Annotated in this window: 11 protein-coding genes, 1 tRNA gene and 3 rRNA genes; 14 read left to right on the top strand and 1 reads right to left on the bottom strand. The window is 39.7% G+C overall.

Going from position 1 to position 19,307, the window contains the following annotated elements; all coding sequences use genetic code 11:
• Window positions 1–30: 30 nt before the first annotated feature.
• The 4 genes from AC6I0I_RS10615 (at window position 31) to AC6I0I_RS10600 (ending at window position 4,395) form a co-directional block, all read left to right on the top strand.
• Window positions 31–789 (top strand): alpha/beta fold hydrolase, encoded by a 759-nt coding sequence (locus AC6I0I_RS10615; protein ID WP_161832754.1) that lies wholly within the window; start codon window positions 31–33, stop codon window positions 787–789.
• 1 nt (window position 790) lies between these two features.
• On the top strand, window positions 791–2,428 hold the full coding sequence (locus tag AC6I0I_RS10610; protein WP_161832753.1) for a Mur ligase family protein: 1,638 nt from the start codon (window positions 791–793) through the stop codon (window positions 2,426–2,428).
• Between the two features lie 35 nt (window positions 2,429–2,463).
• Complete coding sequence (locus AC6I0I_RS10605) at window positions 2,464–3,066, top strand: NUDIX hydrolase (protein WP_161832752.1); 603 nt, start codon at window positions 2,464–2,466, stop codon at window positions 3,064–3,066.
• Between the two features lie 117 nt (window positions 3,067–3,183).
• The gene (locus AC6I0I_RS10600) at window positions 3,184–4,395 is read left to right on the top strand and encodes a D-alanine--D-alanine ligase family protein (protein ID WP_262951025.1); all 1,212 of its coding nucleotides are present in this window, start codon (window positions 3,184–3,186) and stop codon (window positions 4,393–4,395) included.
• Between the two features lie 93 nt (window positions 4,396–4,488).
• Here AC6I0I_RS10600 and clpP read toward each other — a convergent pair whose 3' ends face one another.
• Entirely contained in the window at window positions 4,489–5,097 is a 609-nt protein-coding gene (gene clpP / locus AC6I0I_RS10595; RefSeq protein ID WP_161832750.1) for an ATP-dependent Clp endopeptidase proteolytic subunit ClpP, read from the bottom strand.
• A gap of 299 nt (window positions 5,098–5,396) precedes the next feature.
• Between clpP and gap the strand changes: the two genes are divergently transcribed.
• From gap to AC6I0I_RS10545, 10 genes are all read left to right on the top strand, one after another.
• A complete protein-coding gene (gap, locus tag AC6I0I_RS10590; protein ID WP_161832749.1) occupies window positions 5,397–6,404 on the top strand; it encodes a type I glyceraldehyde-3-phosphate dehydrogenase in 1,008 nt (335 codons plus the stop codon).
• A gap of 120 nt (window positions 6,405–6,524) precedes the next feature.
• On the top strand, window positions 6,525–7,748 hold the full coding sequence (locus tag AC6I0I_RS10585; protein ID WP_161832748.1) for a competence/damage-inducible protein A: 1,224 nt from the start codon (window positions 6,525–6,527) through the stop codon (window positions 7,746–7,748).
• A gap of 79 nt (window positions 7,749–7,827) precedes the next feature.
• Window positions 7,828–9,039, top strand: a complete 1,212-nt coding sequence (locus AC6I0I_RS10580; RefSeq protein ID WP_161832747.1) for a phosphoglycerate kinase — start codon at window positions 7,828–7,830, stop codon at window positions 9,037–9,039.
• Between the two features lie 108 nt (window positions 9,040–9,147).
• Window positions 9,148–9,894 (top strand): triose-phosphate isomerase, encoded by a 747-nt coding sequence (tpiA, locus tag AC6I0I_RS10575; RefSeq protein WP_161832746.1) that lies wholly within the window; start codon window positions 9,148–9,150, stop codon window positions 9,892–9,894.
• Window positions 9,895–10,281: 387 nt separating this feature from the next.
• Window positions 10,282–11,798 (top strand): 16S ribosomal RNA (locus tag AC6I0I_RS10570).
• 92 nt (window positions 11,799–11,890) lie between these two features.
• A 23S ribosomal RNA gene (locus AC6I0I_RS10565) occupies window positions 11,891–14,784 on the top strand.
• Window positions 14,785–14,957: 173 nt separating this feature from the next.
• Window positions 14,958–15,066 (top strand): 5S ribosomal RNA (gene rrf / locus AC6I0I_RS10560).
• Together the 16S, 23S and 5S rRNA genes with 1 tRNA gene alongside form the textbook arrangement of a ribosomal RNA operon.
• A gap of 12 nt (window positions 15,067–15,078) precedes the next feature.
• A tRNA-Gly gene (locus tag AC6I0I_RS10555) sits at window positions 15,079–15,152 on the top strand.
• A 325-nt stretch (window positions 15,153–15,477) separates the two neighbouring features.
• Entirely contained in the window at window positions 15,478–16,116 is a 639-nt protein-coding gene (locus AC6I0I_RS10550) for a bifunctional 4-hydroxy-2-oxoglutarate aldolase/2-dehydro-3-deoxy-phosphogluconate aldolase (protein WP_161830959.1), read from the top strand.
• Window positions 16,117–16,375: 259 nt separating this feature from the next.
• The gene (locus tag AC6I0I_RS10545) at window positions 16,376–19,186 is read left to right on the top strand and encodes a hypothetical protein (protein ID WP_262953713.1); all 2,811 of its coding nucleotides are present in this window, start codon (window positions 16,376–16,378) and stop codon (window positions 19,184–19,186) included.
• Window positions 19,187–19,307 lie beyond the last annotated feature (121 nt).

Raw genomic sequence — 19,307 nt, 5'->3', positions numbered from 1 at the left:
ATAAAGAATATAGGTGAGGAGTGATGAATTGTGTTCATTAAGATAGATGATGTGAAGGTTTATTATGAGGTGGAAGGACAAGGGCATCCGATTTTACTATTACACGGTTGGGGGCAAAGTGTTGCGGCGTTTAAACCTGTGTTCGATTATTTAAAAAATAATTTTCAGGTATATAGTTTAGATTTTCCGGGATTTGGTCAAAGTGATGAACCGAAAACGGTATGGTCAATTTATGATTATGCGGATATGGTAGAAAAATTTGTTGAAAAGTTGGGGATTGTTCATCCGACTATTTTTGGACATTCTTTTGGGGGACGAGTTGCTATTATTTATGCTGGGCGCAAAAATGATTTAAACAAACTGGTTTTAATCGATAGTGCTGGGGTTAAACCTAAACGTGGATTAGATTATTATACCCGAGTATACACATATAAATTAGGTAAAAAAGTTTTAGGATTACCTGGTCTACGAGCATATAAAGAAAAAATGATGGAGAATGCAGGTTCATCAGATTATAAAAACTCGACCCCGATGATGCGACAAATTATGAGTAAGGTTGTAAACGAAGATTTGCAACATCTTATGCCTTCGATTGAAGCTGAGACATTACTCGTGTGGGGGGAGTTAGATGATGCGACACCTCTAAGCGATGCTAAAATAATGGAGCGAAAAATTCCCGGGGCAGGATTAGTTGTTTTTAACGGAGCGGGTCACTATTCATACTTGGATTGTCTTGGTCAATTTTTACGTGTCATGGATGTATTTTTAGAGAAAGAGAGAGGTGAATAAAATGATGATTATTACATCATTATTACTTTTGGCTATAGGTTTTACATTGGTTTTTACATTATGGAAACGAATGGCGCATGCCCTTCAAATGCTTCAACAATGTCATTATATGAATGACCGTTTTACGACATGGATTGCAGGCCATCGTTTAGTTGCTTTTCCATTACCACTTAGTGTTTTAGTAGTGATTTATTGGGGACTGATGGTTCTAACGAGCCTCTCAACGGGTATATCAGAGGTGGCTTTGACTTGGGGAGCCTTAATTATTAGTCTCTTAGGAGTGGGAATGATTAAAATTAGTAGCGGGGTTTCTAAGGAATCTAAAAAGCCATTAAAAATTACAGCTCGCGTTTGGCGAATTATTGCTACTGGTGTTGTAGTAATGTTATTATTCTCTGGATTAGGTTTAGCGTTGTTAGAATCTCATATTGAATTAGTAGGGGTACAAGTCATTGGTTGGTTATTAATATTTAATTTATTTGCGTATTTTCTTATGCTAGTAGCCAATTGGCTTAATAAGCCGATGGAGAATAGTATTCGTTTAGGATTTATCAATGATGCCCGTCGAATTATTAAAAATTCTCAATCATTAGATGTAGTAGGGGTTACAGGAAGTTATGGGAAAACAAGTACGAAGCATGCTTTAAATGCCATTTTATCCGAACAGTTTAATACGTTAATGACGCCAGAGAGTTATAATACACCGATGGGAATTACAATTACCATTCGTAATTATTTAAAACCCATTCATAGTAAGTTTATTGCAGAGATGGGAGCTTACAAAGTTGGCGAGATTAATGAGTTATGTAATATCGCATACCCTAAGTATGGAATTTTAACTTCTGTAGGGCCGCAACATTTAGAAACTTTCAAGACGATTGATCATGTTAAACAAACAAAATTTGAATTAATTGAGTTCTTACCTGCAGATGGAATTGGTTTTATCAATATAGATGATGAAAATATTCGTGATTATTATGAAAATAAATTTAAAGGTGTTTGTACCGTATATACTTATGGGATTAATCAGAAGGCAGACTATCGTGCAAAAGATATTGTCGTTAGTGAAAAGGGAACGACTTTTAATGTTGTTTTTCGAGATGGAAGTGTTCATGAATTTCAAACGAAATTATTAGGTCTTCATAATATTTATAATACCGTTGCAAGTATAGCTTTAGGAAATGAACTCGGAATTCCGGTTGAAAAGATGAAAATTGCCGTTCGCAAAATGAAACCTGTGACCCATCGATTAGAATTGCGCCGTAATGGAAACTTTACTATTATTGATGATGCCTTCAATTCAAATCCAGTAGGATCTAAAATGGCACTTGAGGTTCTAGGTCAAATGAGTGGGAAGCGCATTGTGTTAACCCCAGGTATGGTTGATTTAGGATCTGCTCAATATGAGTTGAATAAGGCCTTTGGAACGTACATGAAGGATACTTGTGATTATGTTATTCTTGTTGGTAAAAAGCAGACAGAACCAATTCAAGAAGGGCTAGCAGAAGTTGGATTCCCTAAAGAGAATATTACGGTAGCGGAAAATTTAACAGAAGCTTTTAAAGTAATGTATGAGGTAGTTGAACCAGGGGCATTTGTTTTAATTGAGAATGACCTGCCTGAACTATTTGCAGAGTAGGACTATTTAGTTTTTGAAGAAGGTAGGGAAGCGGGATGGAAAATCAGGTGTTAGAGTTTATAAAAAAGGTTCAGTCTATTGCACAAATCGGGCTATCTTTTTCGACGGATCCATATGCTATCGATAATTATGAAGAGTTAAGAAAGATTAGTATAAGAATGTTAAAAGAGTATACCTCTCTTCCAGATGACGAATGTGAGTTGTATAAAGATTTTATTTATCCAACACCACAACCAGCCGTACGTACCCTTGTCGTAAGAGATAATAAGCTTTTGCTTGTAAAGGAAAAAGACAGTGGTCTTTGGTCGTTACCTGGTGGATGGTGTGACATAGACTGTACGCCAAAGGAAACGGCGATTAAAGAAACTTATGAAGAGTCTGGTTATGTTATAGAGTGTACAAAGTTACTTGCGGTATTTGATAGAAGACATTATATTAAAAAGTCATTATATGATGTGTATTGTCTTTATTTCCTGGGGAATGTTGTCGCAGGTGAGGCGAAGTGTAATCATGAAACGGAGGATATAGGCTGGTTTGAGGTTTCTAATCTTCCAAGTTTATCTCGTAAGAATTCAATAGAAGAGATTCAAAAGGCATATCATGTATATAAGGAAAAATTGGAAACATATTTTGAATGATTTTTTGAAAAAATAGTTCTTCTGAATGTTATTTCTTGATAAAATAGACGTATGTTTTTACGTTCATATAGAGTATACTTAAAAGAGATACTAAACTTAAATAAAGGGGGCTTCCTCATGAAGTTAAAAGTTGGTGTGTTTTTCGGCGGTGAGTCGGTAGAGCACGAAATTTCGATTATTTCTGCTAACCAGGCAATGCATGCCATTGATAAAACTAAATACGATGTTGTACCAGTATATTTATCAAAGAAGTGTGAATGGTACACAGGAGATGCGTTATTTGATGTAAAGGAATATAAGAATCTTGAAGGCTTATTAAAAAAATGTCAGCGTGTTGTTATCGTTCCTAATAATGGAAAAATTCAAATGGAACGTTATCCAGCAAAAAAATTTGGGAATAACGTGGTAAATACAATTGATGTTGCTATTCCAGTTATTCATGGTACAAATGGTGAAGATGGAGCGTTACAAGGATTTTTCGAGTTAAATGGAATTCCGTATTCAGGATGCGAGGTTGCCGCGGCCGCTGTTGGGCAAGATAAAGTGTTTATGAAGAATATTTTGCGTGACTCAGGATTACCGATTACTAAATATGTCTGGTACTATTCATCTGACTGGTTCGCTGATCAGGAATCTTGTCTAGACACGATTGAGGAGAAATTAAATTACCCGGTAATGATTAAACCAGCAAGCTTAGGATCAAGTGTGGGAATTTCTAAGGCTACTGATCGTGCATCACTTGAAGAGGGAATTACAGAAGCTATTGGTTTTGACAAAAAATTTATTGTTGAGGAAATGGTAACACAATTAGTAGAGGTTAACTGTTCAGTTATTGGAGATTTCTCATCTGCTAAGCCTTCGGTTCTAGAAGAGGTGATGGGATCAGATGAATTCTTAAGTTTCCGTGATAAGTATGAAGGCGGGGGAGGTTCTAAGGGAGCTAAAACTTCTGGAACTAAATCTCAAGGAATGGCTAGTACAAACCGCATTATTCCGGCCCGTTTAACAGAGGAAGGAACGAAGTATGTTCAGGATCTTGCAGTACAAACTTTCCGCGTGTTAGGAAGCGCAGGGGTTGCTCGTATTGATTTCTTAATTAACGCTGAAAACAATGAGGTTTATGTTAATGAAATTAATACAATTCCGGGATCGTTATCTTTCTACTTATGGGAAAAAACAGACCGTAATTTTACGGAGTTAATGACAAGTTTAGTGGAGTTAGCATTGAAGCGTCAACGTGAACGTGAAAATTTAACTTTCTCATTTGAATCTAATGTTCTTTCATTACAAGCGGGGGGAACAAAGGGAGCAAAAGGAGTAAAGGCCTAAAATATTATTAAAGGAGAGCCAATACTGGCTCTCCTTTAATAATGATGATGATATTTTTCATAAAAAAAGTAGAGATGAAGATCTCTACTTTTTTTATTTATTCTCTGAAATATCGACAGGACGTGTGACTACTTGGTCGATTAATCCGTAAGCAACAGCTTCTTCAGCAGACATGAAGTTATCGCGTTCTGTATCCTGTTCAATTTTTTCAAGTGGTTGACCTGAACGTTCAGATAAAATGTGATTCAATTTATCACGAGTTTTTAAGATATGTTTTGCAGCAATTGCAATTTCTGTCGCTTGCCCTTGTGCACCACCAAGTGGTTGGTGAATCATTACTTCACTATTTGGTAATGCATAACGTTTACCTTTTGTACCAGCTGAAAGTAAGAAGGCCCCCATTGATGCTGCCATTCCGACACAAATTGTTGAAACGTCGCATTTAATGTAATTCATTGTGTCAAAAATAGCAAAACCAGCTGTTACAGATCCACCAGGACTATTAATATAAAGGTTAATATCTTTATTTGGGTCTTCAGCAGCTAAAAATAAAAGTTGTGCAACCACGATATTTGCGGTATAATCGTTAATTTCACCACTCAGCATGATGATACGGTCTTTTAATAGACGAGAATAAATGTCGTACGCACGTTCACCGTGGGCTGTTTGTTCAATGACTGTCGGTACTAAATAACTACTCATAAGGCACCCCTCTTTTTCTTGAAAGTTTTATATAGCACATTCTACCACAACCATACGAAAAATCATAGTATTGTGATGGCCATACTCTATTCTAATGTGATGGAAGGCGAGATATTCATTTTTATTAATAAAAACTTTAATAATTTATTATAAACGCTTACATAACTTTATAACTTGATTATTATGGTACAAATTGTTAGAATAAAAAACGTAGTAATTTTTCACAATATATTATGTGTTCTTTGAACGTATGATGTGAAAAGTAACCAATTTGATAATATCTTAGGAGGAATCTTTACATGGCAATTAAAGTAGCGATTAATGGATTCGGGCGTATCGGACGCTTAGCTTTACGTTTAATGATCGAAAACAACGACTTCGAAGTAGTTGCAATCAATGACTTAACTGATGCTAAAACATTAGCTCACTTATTCAAATACGATTCAGCTCAAGGACGTTTCAACGGAGAAATCGAAGTTAAAGACGGAGCTTTCGTTGTTAACGGTAAAGAAATCAAAGTTACTGCTGAGCGTAACCCAGAAGCATTACCTTGGGGAGAATTAGGTGTAGATGTAGTATTAGAATGTACTGGATTCTTCACTTCACAAGAAAAAGCTGGATTACACTTAAAAGCAGGAGCTAAAAAAGTTGTTATCTCAGCACCAGCAACTGGAGATATCAAAACTGTTGTTTACAACGTAAACCAAAATATCTTAGACGGATCTGAAACAGTTATCTCAGGAGCTTCTTGTACAACTAACTGTTTAGCTCCAATGGCTAAAGTATTAAACGACAAATACGGTGTACAAAAAGGATTCATGACTACAATCCATGCATACACTAACGATCAAAATACATTAGATGCTCCTCACGGAAAAGGTGACTTACGTCGTGGACGTGCAGCTGCTGCATCAATCGTTCCTAACTCAACTGGAGCTGCTAAAGCAATCGGTTTAGTAATCCCTGAATTACAAGGGAAATTAGATGGTGGAGCTCAACGTGTTCCTGTAATCACTGGTTCATTAACTGAATTAGTATGTACTTTAAACACTAAAGTAACTGCTGCTGAAATCAATGAAGCAATGAAAGCTGCTGCTAACGAATCATTCGGATATACTGAAGATGAAATCGTTTCTGCTGACGTAATCGGAATTTCTTACGGATCATTATTTGATGCAACACAAACTAAAGTAATGGAAGTTAACGGTGAGCAATTAGTTAAAGTTGCTGCTTGGTATGACAACGAAATGTCTTACACTAACCAATTAATCCGTACTTTAGGATACTTCGCTTCTTTAATTAAATAATTTAAATTAAGCGAATAATTTAAAAAGCTATCTCATATTGAGATAGCTTTTTTCATTTTCATCTATGAATTCGCATAAAAAGATAGAGAGTAGGTCATTTTAAACAAGAGGTGAAAAAGTGTGAAGGTTGCAATTTTAGCAGTAGGTAATGAGGTTCTCTGTGGAAAGACCCTTAATACCAATAGTATGTTTATTGCGCGTGAAGTGGAAGGCATGGGCGGAAAGGTCACTCATCAACAAGTAGTACCAGATCAAATAGAGGAAATTGTTAGAGGACTAGAGATAGCATATACTTATGCAGATTTAGTGATTACCATAGGAGGTCTTGGACCTACTGTGGACGATTTAACGCGTGATGGTGTGGCGAAGTATTTTGAGGTTGAATTAGTATATGATCAGGATATCTATCAGGGAATTTGTGACTATTTTAAAAGAAGTCATCAAGATATTCCTGAGAATAATGTCCGTCAAGCGTATAAATTTGCGGGTGGATTGGTACTTCCTAATAATAACGGAACAGCCCCAGCTTTATTTTTGCAAAAAGATTTTCAAACTATCTTTTTACTTCCAGGTCCACCATCAGAACTAGAATTAATTTTTAATGATAGTGTTCGCCCTTATTTAGTTAGCCAAATCGAAGAACGAAAAATAACTAATAGTTATAGGCTATGCGGAATTGGAGAATCGGTTGCAGAGGGTAAAATTATACACCTATATAAAAAATACCCTCACTTGAATATTGCCCCCTATTGTGCGGTAGATAAGGTAGACTATATTGTTACTACATTAGAACGTTATAGAACGGAATTAGAGGCCTTTGACGAAGAGTTTAGGACTATTATGAAGGATTACTACATTGGAAATCAAAGTACGGATCTTCCAAGCGAAATCGTGCGTTTGTTAAAGGAAAAAGGTTTAACTTTAGCAACGGCTGAAAGTTGTAGTGGGGGTTTGCTCTCATCTACCCTAATTAACGTTGAAGGTATTTCGACTGTATTTTTAGAAGGAATTGTTTCCTATAGTTATGAATCTAAGTTAAAACGTCTAGATATTAATGTTGACCGATTAATGGAATATGGGGCAGTTTCGGAAGAGATTGCTCATGATATGGCGGTAAATTTAAGGGAGATAAGTGGAGCAGATGTGACGGTGAGTATAACAGGGATAGCTGGTCCAGGTGGTGGTAGTGAATTAAAGCCAGTCGGGTTAGTTTATATGGCTATCGATGTTTGCGGTCAAATTTTCTTAAAATCATACATTTTTAATGGAAACCGTGAAAAAATAAGACAGCGTACCGTTGCCGAGGCATTATATTGGCTTTACTATCATATAAAAGCGCTTTAATAAAAGGTAATGTTTGAATTATATGTTAAAAAGCGTTAAAATAATATTTGTGAAAAATAATCTAAGGAGGACTCATCACATGAACAAAAAAACTGTTAAAGATGTTGAGTTAAACGGAAAAAAAGTCCTTGTACGTGTAGACTTTAACGTACCAATGAAGGACGGAAAAATTACAAACGATAATCGTATCGTAGCCGCTTTACCTACAATTAAATATATTTTAGAAAATGATGGACGCGCGATTTTATTCTCTCACTTAGGAAAAGTTAAGTCAGAGGAAGATAAAGCATCTAAGTCTTTACGTCCTGCAGCTGAGCGTTTAGCTGAGTTATTAGGAAAAGACGTTAAATTTATCCCTGAAACACGTGGGGCTGAATTAGAAGCAGCAATTGCAGAATTAAAAGATGGAGAAGTCTTAATGTTTGAAAACACTCGTTTCGAAGATTTAGATGGTAAAAAAGAATCTAAGAACGATCCTGAATTAGGAAAATACTGGGCTTCATTAGGAGATGTATTTGTAAATGACGCATTCGGTACGGCTCACCGTGCACATGCTTCAAACGTGGGAATCTCTGCTAACTTAGAAGCAGTAGCTGGATTCTTATTAGAAAAAGAAATCGAATTCATTGGTGGAGCTGTTGATGCACCACAACGTCCAATGGTAGCAATCTTAGGTGGAGCAAAAGTTTCAGATAAAATCGGAGTTATTGAAAACTTATTAGATAAAGCAGATAAAGTATTAGTTGGTGGAGGAATGATGTTTACATTCCTTAAAGCACAAGGTAAAAACATCGGAAAATCTTTATGTGAAGAAGATAAATTAGACTTAGCTAAAGCATTATTAGAAAAAGGTGGAGATAAGTTAATCCTTCCTATCGATACTGTTGCGGCTAAAGAATTCTCTAACGATACTGAATTCCGCATTGTTTCAGTTGATGAATTAGCTGATGACGAAATGGGATTAGACGTAGGGCCAGCTACTGTAGAATTATTCTCTAACGTTTTAAAAGATGCTAAAACAGTAGTATGGAATGGACCTATGGGTGTATTCGAAATGTCTAACTTCGCAAAAGGAACAATCGGTGTTTGTGAAGCAATCGCTAATTTAGAGAATGCAATTACAATCATTGGTGGAGGAGATTCAGCTGCAGCAGCAATGCAATTAGGATATGCTGATAAATTCTCTCACATCTCAACTGGTGGAGGAGCTTCTTTAGAATATTTAGAAGGAAAAGAATTACCAGGTGTAGCTTCATTAAGCGATAAATGCTGCGGATGTGGATGCAAATAATTTTTAACTAAAACTCAAAGGAATTCGCCTTTTTGTGAATTCCTTTTTTAAAACGCACACTTACACACACTAAATTACGAAAAAAAATATTTAACTGAGGTGAGTTTCATGAGAAAACCAATTATCGCAGGAAACTGGAAAATGAACAAAAATTATGACGAGGCTATAGAATTCGTAAAAGCGGTTGCTAATAAAGTGCCTAGTTCAGATAAAGTTGAAACAGCAATCTGTGCACCAGCATTATACTTACGTTCATTAGTAGAACATCAAGGAGAAAACTTACGTATTGGTGCTCAAAACATGCACTTTGAAGCAAATGGAGCATTTACAGGAGAAATCGCTCCAGGAATGTTAAAAGACTTAGGGGTTACTTATGTAATTTTAGGTCATAGTGAACGTCGTGAGATGTTTAATGAAACGGACGAAACAGTAAACAAAAAAACTCATGCAGCATTTGCTAATGGATTAATTCCAATCGTATGCTGTGGAGAGTCATTAGAAGAACGCGAAAACGGAACAACTAACCAAGTTGTAGACGCGCAAATTAAACGCGCTTTAGCTGGATTATCTTTAGAACAAGTTAAAGAAACAGTTATCGCATATGAGCCAATTTGGGCTATCGGAACAGGATTAACTGCTACAAATGAACAAGCAAATGAAACAATCGGATATATCCGTTCAGTTGTTGCACGTGAGCATGGACAAGAGGCTGCAGATGCAATTCGTATTCAATATGGAGGATCTGTTAAACCTAGCACAGTAGCAGGATTAATGGCTCAACCAGAAATCGATGGGGCATTAGTTGGTGGAGCATCATTAGATGTAGAATCATTCTTAGGATTATTAGAATTCTAATATAACGGCTCAATCGTTAAAAAAATCTTGATCTAGTATGATTGCTAGATCAAGATTTTTTAATAAAATAAGAAATTTGATAAAATTTAATTGACAATAAAATTCTAGAATGGTATTATAAATAAGTCGCCAAAAGGGCGATGGAAAAGAAAACAAAAAAAGTTAAAAAGTGTTTGACAGAAGTTGTTGAACATGATAAACTAGAAAAGTCGCCAAGAGAGGCAGACAAGAAATCTTACAAAAAAAGATGAAAAAACATTTGACAGAAAAAAGTCGAATGTGGTAAGATAAAGAAGTCACTAAAAGGCGAGAGAAGTTCTTTGAAAACTAAACAGAACGTCAAGAATCATTAAGTGAAAGAGATTTCGCAAGCTAAGGAAACAAACAATTATGGAGAGTTTGATCCTGGCTCAGGATGAACGCTGGCGGCGTGCCTAATACATGCAAGTCGAGCGAACCACTTCGGTGGGAAGCGGCGAACGGGTGAGTAACACGTAGGTGATCTGCCCATCAGACGGGGACAACGATTGGAAACGATCGCTAATACCGGATAGGACGAAAGTTTAAAGATGCTCCTGGCATCACTGATGGATGAGCCTGCGGCGCATTAGCTAGTTGGTGGGGTAAAGGCCTACCAAGGCGACGATGCGTAGCCGACCTGAGAGGGTGAACGGCCACACTGGGACTGAGACACGGCCCAGACTCCTACGGGAGGCAGCAGTAGGGAATCTTCGGCAATGGGCGAAAGCCTGACCGAGCAACGCCGCGTGAATGAAGAAGGCCTTCGGGTTGTAAAATTCTGTTATAAGGGAAGAAAGGTGATAGGAGGAAATGACTATCAATTGACGGTACCTTATGAGAAAGCCACGGCTAACTACGTGCCAGCAGCCGCGGTAATACGTAGGTGGCAAGCGTTATCCGGAATTATTGGGCGTAAAGAGCGCGCAGGTGGTTAATTAAGTCTGATGTGAAAGCCCACGGCTTAACCGTGGAGGGTCATTGGAAACTGGTTGACTTGAGTGCAGAAGAGGGAAGTGGAATTCCATGTGTAGCGGTGAAATGCGTAGAGATATGGAGGAACACCAGTGGCGAAGGCGGCTTCCTGGTCTGCAACTGACACTGAGGCGCGAAAGCGTGGGGAGCAAACAGGATTAGATACCCTGGTAGTCCACGCCGTAAACGATGAGTGCTAAGTGTTGGGGGTCGAACCTCAGTGCTGAAGTTAACGCATTAAGCACTCCGCCTGGGGAGTACGGTCGCAAGACTGAAACTCAAAGGAATTGACGGGGACCCGCACAAGCGGTGGAGCATGTGGTTTAATTCGAAGCAACGCGAAGAACCTTACCAGGTCTTGACATACCATTGACGCCTCTAGAGATAGAGGGTTTCCTTCGGGGACAATGGATACAGGTGGTGCATGGTTGTCGTCAGCTCGTGTCGTGAGATGTTGGGTTAAGTCCCGCAACGAGCGCAACCCCTGTCGTTAGTTGCCAGCAGTAAGATGGGGACTCTAACGAGACTGCCAGTGACAAACTGGAGGAAGGTGGGGATGACGTCAAATCATCATGCCCCTTATGACCTGGGCTACACACGTGCTACAATGGTTGGTACAAAGAGAAGCGAAGCGGTGACGTGGAGCAAACCTCATAAAGCCAATCTCAGTTCGGATTGTAGGCTGCAACTCGCCTACATGAAGTTGGAATCGCTAGTAATCGCGAATCAGAATGTCGCGGTGAATACGTTCCCGGGTCTTGTACACACCGCCCGTCACACCACGAGAGTTTACAACACCCGAAGTCAGTGGCCTAACCGCAAGGAGGGAGCTGCCTAAGGTGGGGTAGATGATTGGGGTGAAGTCGTAACAAGGTATCCCTACCGGAAGGTGGGGATGGATCACCTCCTTTCTATGGAGAAAGAGACGTTCTGTTTAGTTTTGGGAGAATTTCGATTTTCCTAGAATTGATCTTTGAAAACTAGATATCTTCTGAAGAAGAAAAGTTAAGTAATAAAGGGCGCACGGAGGATGCCTAGGCACTAGGAGTCGAAGAAGGACGCGACAAACGGCGAAACGCCTCGGGGAGCTGTAAGTAAGCAAAGAGCCGGGGATATCCGAATGGGGAAACCCGCTAGTGGTCATACGCTAGCACCGTATGGTGAATCAATAGCCATAGAGGAGATAGACCCAGGGAACTGAAACATCTAAGTACCTGGAGGAAAAGAAAGAAACATCGATTCCCCAAGTAGCGGCGAGCGAACAGGGAGGAGCCCAAACCGGAGTAATCCGGGGTAGAAGGACCTTCAGAAATGACTGAACATGATAGCCGAATGGTCTGGGAAGGCCAACCGGAGGGGGTGAGAGTCCCGTAGGTGAAATTGTGTGAAGCAGGGAAGGGATCCTGAGTACGGCGGGACACGAGAAATCCCGTCGGAAGCAACGAGGACCATCTCGTAAGGCTAAATACTACCTAGTGACCGATAGTGAACCAGTACCGTGAGGGAAAGGTGAAAAGAACCCCGGAAGGGGAGTGAAAGAGAACCTGAAACCGTGTGCCTACAACTAGTCAGAGCCCGTTAAAGGGTGATGGCGTGCCTTTTGTAGAATGAACCGGCGAGTTACGATATCGTGCAAGGTTAAGTTGAAGAGACGGAGCCGAAGCGAAAGCGAGTCTGAATAGGGCGAGGAGTACGATGTTGTAGACCCGAAACCGTGTGAGCTAGCCATGAGCAGGCTGAAGGTCAGGTAACACTGACTGGAGGGCCGAACCAGGGCACGTTGAAAAGTGCTTGGATGACTTGTGGCTAGGGGTGAAATTCCAATCGAACACGGATATAGCTGGTTCTCTCCGAAATAGCTTTAGGGCTAGCCTCGATAAGAGTCTACTGGAGGTAGAGCACTGAATGGGTGATGGCCCCACCTCGGGGTACTGATCTCAATCAAACTCCGAATGCCAGATAGATATGATCGGGAGTCAGACTGTGGGTGATAAGGTCCATGGTCAAAAGGGAAAGAGCCCAGACCGCCAGCTAAGGCCCCCAAGTGTCCGTTAAGTGGAAAAGGATGTGGAGATGCACAGACAACTAGGAGGTTGGCTTAGAAGCAGCCATCCTTTAAAGAGTGCGTAATAGCTCACTAGTCGAGTGACTCTGCGCCGAAAATGTACCGGGGCTAAACGGACCGCCGAAGCTGCGGATTGACACGAAGTGTCAGTGGTAGGAGAGCGTTCTAACAGCGGAGAAGCAGTACCGGAAGGAGCTGTGGAGCGGTTAGAAGTGAGAATGCCGGTGTGAGTAGCGAAAGATAGGTGAGAATCCTATCCATCGAAAGCCTAAGGTTTCCAGGGGAAGGCTCGTCCGCCCTGGGTAAGTCGGGACCTAAGGTGAGGCCGAAAGGCGTAGCCGATGGACAACAGGTAGAGATTCCTGTACCACTTAATAAACTGAAGGAGTGACGGAGAAGGCTAAGTTGAGCGTGTGAATGGATTCACGTGTAAGCAGTGAGGTGGTCATGTAGGCAAATCCGCATGGCGAAACATTGAGCTGTGATGCCGAAAGCCCGCAAGGGTGAAGTCAGCTGATGTCACGCTTCCAAGAAAAGCTTCTAGGGATAATTTATTAGGTGCCCGTACCGATAACCGACACAGGTAGGCGAGGAGAGAATCCTAAGATGAGCGAGAGAACTCTTGTTAAGGAACTCGGCAAAATGACCCCGTAACTTCGGGAGAAGGGGTGCTTGTGAAAGCAAGCCGCAGTGAAAAGGCCCAGGCGACTGTTTATCAAAAACACAGGTCTCTGCTAAACCGCAAGGTGATGTATAGGGGCTGACGCCTGCCCGGTGCTGGAAGGTTAAGAGGAGAGGTTAGCGCAAGCGAAGCTTTGAATTGAAGCCCCAGTAAACGGCGGCCGTAACTATAACGGTCCTAAGGTAGCGAAATTCCTTGTCGGGTAAGTTCCGACCCGCACGAAAGGCGTAACGATCTGGGCGCTGTCTCAACAAGAGACTCGGTGAAATCATAGTACCTGTGAAGATGCAGGTTACCCGCGACAGGACGGAAAGACCCCGTGGAGCTTTACTGTAGCTTGATATTGAGCACTGGTGACACATGTACAGGATAGGTAGGAGACGAAGAGACCAGGACGCCAGTCTTGGAGGAGTCGCTGTTGGGATACTACCCTTGTGTTACTGGGGTTCTAACCCGTGGCCATGAGCTGGTCAGGGGACAGTGTCAGGTGGGCAGTTTGACTGGGGCGGTCGCCTCCCAAAGAGTAACGGAGGCGCCCAAAGGTTCCCTCAGAATGGTTGGAAATCATTCGAAGAGTGTAAAGGCAGAAGGGAGCTTGACTGCGAGACCTACAAGTCGAGCAGGGACGAAAGTCGGGCTTAGTGATCCGGCGGTACCGAATGGAAGGGCCGTCGCTCAACGGATAAAAGCTACCCCGGGGATAACAGGCTGATCTCCCCCAAGAGTTCACATCGACGGGGAGGTTTGGCACCTCGATGTCGGCTCATCGCATCCTGGGGCTGTAGTCGGTCCCAAGGGTTGGGCTGTTCGCCCATTAAAGCGGTACGCGAGCTGGGTTCAGAACGTCGTGAGACAGTTCGGTCCCTATCCGTCGTGGGCGTAGGAAATTTGAGAGGAGCTGTCCTTAGTACGAGAGGACCGGGATGGACACACCGCTGGTGTACCAGTTGTTCTGCCAGGAGCATAGCTGGGTAGCTACGTGTGGAAGGGATAAACGCTGAAAGCATCTAAGCGTGAAGCCCCCCTCAAGATGAGATTTCCCATTCGAAAGAAGTAAGATCCCTTGAAGACGACGAGGTAGATAGGTCAGGAGTGGAAGTTTGGTGACAGATGAAGCGGACTGATACTAATCGATCGAGGACTTAACTAAATAGGAAAGGCAAAAACGAGCGATTATCACAGGCAGAAAGTGAAAAGAACTGAGGAATCACGAAGGTGATGAACAGTTATTGAACTTTACCACTGTGATGCGAGAGTTGCCGGACAAGAAGAAGTAAGCAGAAGATATCTAGTTTTGTGAGATTGATAAGATCTGACAGAAGGTCTAGTGATAAGGGCAAGGAGGGCACACCTGTTCCCATACCGAACACAGAAGTTAAGCTCCTTAGCGCCGAGGGTAGTACACAAGTGCGAGAGTAGGACGTCGCTAGGCCATAAAAAAAATGCGGGTGTAGTTTAATGGTAGAACTTCAGCCTTCCAAGCTGACTGTGAGAGTTCGATTCTCTTCACCCGCTCCAAATAGCCAATCAACATCCTTCGGGATGTTTTTTTTATTTTGTAGATAAAATATGTGGGGTGCTAGATAAAGATTTAAAGATGAAACTATTATAAATTATAAGGATAAAATTTCAAAAACATGTTAAAATGAAAGAAATATTGTTGCTTCATAACTAGTATTTTATATTAGGAACATAAATACTAAATTTGAATTTGTAAAGTTAATTGTGTAATGTTATGATAGATTTATGATGTTTTATCTAGTTATAACAAAATGGTTTAAAAGTGATAGTAGAAATGATCTTGAGATATAAATATTAAGGAATGTCAGCAAGGAGTGGAGGAATGGCTGTGAATATAATTGATCATTTACATAGTAATTATTTATTTGCTGTTATACGTGGGACCAGTGAAACGGACGCTATTGAAATTTCAAAGGCGGCTATTATGGGGGGAATAAAAAATATTGAGATTACATTTACAACGCCAAATGCTCAAGTAGCCATTAGTGGCTTACGTTCTCTTATAAAGGATAGGGATGTCTTTGTAGGAGCTGGAACAGTGATGACGGTGGAGAATGCAAAACTGGCGATTAATTCGGGAGCGGAGTTTATTATAAGTCCTCACTTTTCATTAAAAATAGCTGAGTTTTGTCAAGAACATAAGGTTCCATATTTTCCGGGCTGTGCAACTATAACAGAAATTTGTAATGCCTTAGACCATGGAATTGAGGTTGTAAAACTATTTCCGGGCGGTATTTTAGGCCCGGATTTTATCAGAGATGTTCGTGGACCGTTACCTGATGTTAGGTTGATGCCATCTGGTGGTGTTTCATTAGAAAATATGCAGTTATGGTATCAAAGTGGGGCCTGGGGAATTGCGATTGGTAGTTCTTTAACTGAAAATATTAAATTAGGGGGATATGAATCGGTTTATAGGGTTGCCAAGACATTTGTAGAGAAATACAGGGAATTACTTAATTAATAATTGTGAATAAGGAGATAACTTTTCTTAATTCCTTTAAAATAGAATATTGATGGATAGTAAAATAAAAAATTATTTGATAAATTGGTTGAATGAGTTAGATATTTATACGATTACTTTTAGTGTTTAATGATGAATGAAAAAGAGTTATAACATTTGTTATAACTCTTTTTGTTTTATCCTTTCGTCCAAATTTTACATAGTACAACTTTATTCGAGAATACTAATAGAGATAATTTAACATTTTGAGGTGGTCAGGATGAAGATACAACGTTTTTGGTTATATGGACTATTGTTTATCTGTTGTATGACGACATTGGTTTTTCAACCTATTTTGGTTAAGGCAGAGGAAGAAAAATCAGAGTTAATCTCTAAAACGATTCAGGCGACTCAGGATATTCCGTATTTACCTGATCATTATCGCTATATTGATTGGCGCCAAAGGGCGGTAGAGTTTAATAACTTTTTGTTTAAGACGAATACAGCGGATATAATATTTAATCAGGAAGAAAAAAATACGGGTCGTGCCGCGCTTGGGATTAAAACATATCTCGATGAAGGAATGGAAGCGCCGTCTCAAGCATTAACCCTAATTGGGGCTCTTTTATCCACAGAAGCGTTGGATTTAAATATCCTAAATGAGGAAGAGATAAGCAAATTAATGGAGTCTCTAGAGTCTTATTATAATATTGAAAATGGAGAGGGAACCTTTTTAAATTATCAAGAGGGTAATAGTAAAGAAATGAGTTTTTGGCAACAACTTTATCCCTCAATCGTTTATTTTATGTTAATGGATCGTTATTCTCCAACCGTTGATTCCGATGCGATGTTACAAAATATTGCGGATACGTGGTATGAAGTAGTCATGGATTTGGGAGGAAGTGATGGAATCGTCGATTTTGGATACACAGGCTATGATTTCAAAAATAGGATCCCATTTGATAATGGAAAGTGGATTGAACCTGATGCAGCAGCAGGGGTTGCACTTCTTCAGTATTATGCTTTTGAAAAGTTTGGGGATCGTAAGTATATGAAGGCGGCAAATTTATGTATGGAATATATGGACGATTTTGATCGGAATCCAGGATATGAATTATTATATTTATATTTGCCCTATCTGTCCGCCCGTCTAAATTCAACGGGTGATTATCACTTTAATACAGCGAAGTATATGGAGTTTTTCTTTACCGAGAGTGACTATCGTCGGGAATATGGTATTTTCAACGATGATTATGCCACCGGATTAATAGGTGAGCGTACTCAATATGGTGGTAGTCCAGCGTCATTTCAAAGTATTATCGGGGCAACCGCACTAGTACCGATGTTAAAATATGACCAACGTTATGCGATTGAAGTGGGCCGATACCTTTTGAATGTGACAAATAATTTGAATTTATTTTATGATGAGGATTCATCAGATAATGCTAATATCGTTCCTCTAGAAAGGGTCGAAAAGGATGGGGATGCAAGACAACGGCACTCTATTTTGAGTGGGACTTATTTGGGATTACTAGCCACTATGATTGAACCAACAAACGTTGAGGGAATTTTAAAAGTGGATATTAATCAAAATGATTATTATGTAGAAGAGGCTAAAGAACGTCCCTTATACTTATTATTTAATCCTCATGAAGATCAGAAGGTAGTTGAGTACGAGCCTCAGACAACGGGATGCGTAAGTTTATATGATGTCGTGAGTCATCAATTTCTTAAAGAGAATATTAAAGGAAAAACAGATATTGAAATTAAAGGCAATGAGGCGGTGATGATATTAGAGATTCCAATAGAGGAGGGAGAAAATCAGTATAGTATCGATCGGAAGGTAGAGCACGGGGTAAGTGCCGATGTTCCATTGGCGGTAAATATTTTAGATATACCGCGTTATGGAGTTATTGATGATAAATACCCGATTAATATTGATATTCAAACGACAGATGAGGCAGCCGTTTCAAATATTAAACTTTCACTAGACGGGGAGCCCATTTTCCAAAATGTTAATTATACTAAACCATACGAATTAGAGGCTACAAAGTTAGAGAATGGATATCACTTGTTGGAGGTTGAGGTTACTGCTAAGGGAGGATTAAAGGATTATTCCTATGCACGCGTATTTATCCAAAAAGACGATCAGCCGTATATTTTAAATAATCAGGCAATCGATATTACCAAATGGGAGTATGATTCTGAGAGGGATATTTCACTTACCAATGAAGATAAGGATGCCTTAATTCAAGGAAGAATCGTAAGTCAACCTTTTGCGATTGATTTTAGCCAGGTTCCACTTCTTGATTTAGAGGTAGCAGCATTTAGTGGGTCTTGGTCAGTACTCTTAAGAGATGTTGAAAGTGGACATGAATTTTATTTATTAAAGGATAGTACGGATGCGGGTCATATCATATCTAATATGAATTATGTACTTCATCGATTAAATCCGGGCAAATTTAATTTACTTGGAAAACATGAGGTGCAATTAGTTGTTCTACCGGGTGAGAATTCAACAGTCACATTAAAACAGGTACAGATATTTAATGAAGGAATTCAAACGATTGAGGAGAGCAAATGGAAAACCTCATTTCGAACAGAAAAGATTACGCATTGGCAATCGCGGTTTAATGCGTTAGCACGACTAAATTACTATAAAGGTCAGGCAGTTATTCGAAATTTAAATCCAGACGGGAATGGAGGCATGCAAACTCACTATTTTGAGGTGGATTTAAGTAAACATCCAAGATTTAAAATTAAGGTGGATGAGGTAGACGAATTATGGTCATTACTCGTTTATATTGAAGGTGAGAATCGAGGCTATTATTTACAATATCCAACGGATAAGACAGGAACCTTTAGTTATAATATCAGTGAGGTATTAGAGAAGGCTTTACCGGAAGGTGATTTAGATAATCAGGTGAATCTTCAATTTTGGGTTGTTTGTAATGGTCATTATGATTCTACCGTGAAAGTAGATTATCTAAGATTAGATTATGAAAAAAATTGGTTTGAATTAACTGCTATTATTTTGTTATCGGTACTCAGTGTGACGGCAATATGCGTCAACGTGAATAAAGAAAATTAAAAGGGGAGCCTCAAGGCTCCCCTTTTAAAAATATTAAGTCTAAATAAATTTAAAATGGATAAATTTTGTAGATGTTTAGGTGAAGGACACAGTTAGTTATTAAATTATGGTAAAATAGGAG

This window comes from Turicibacter sp. St.80E1 (assembly GCF_059728495.1).
Note: the sequence above shows the minus strand (reverse complement) of the source record. Positions and strands in the feature narration are given on the sequence as shown.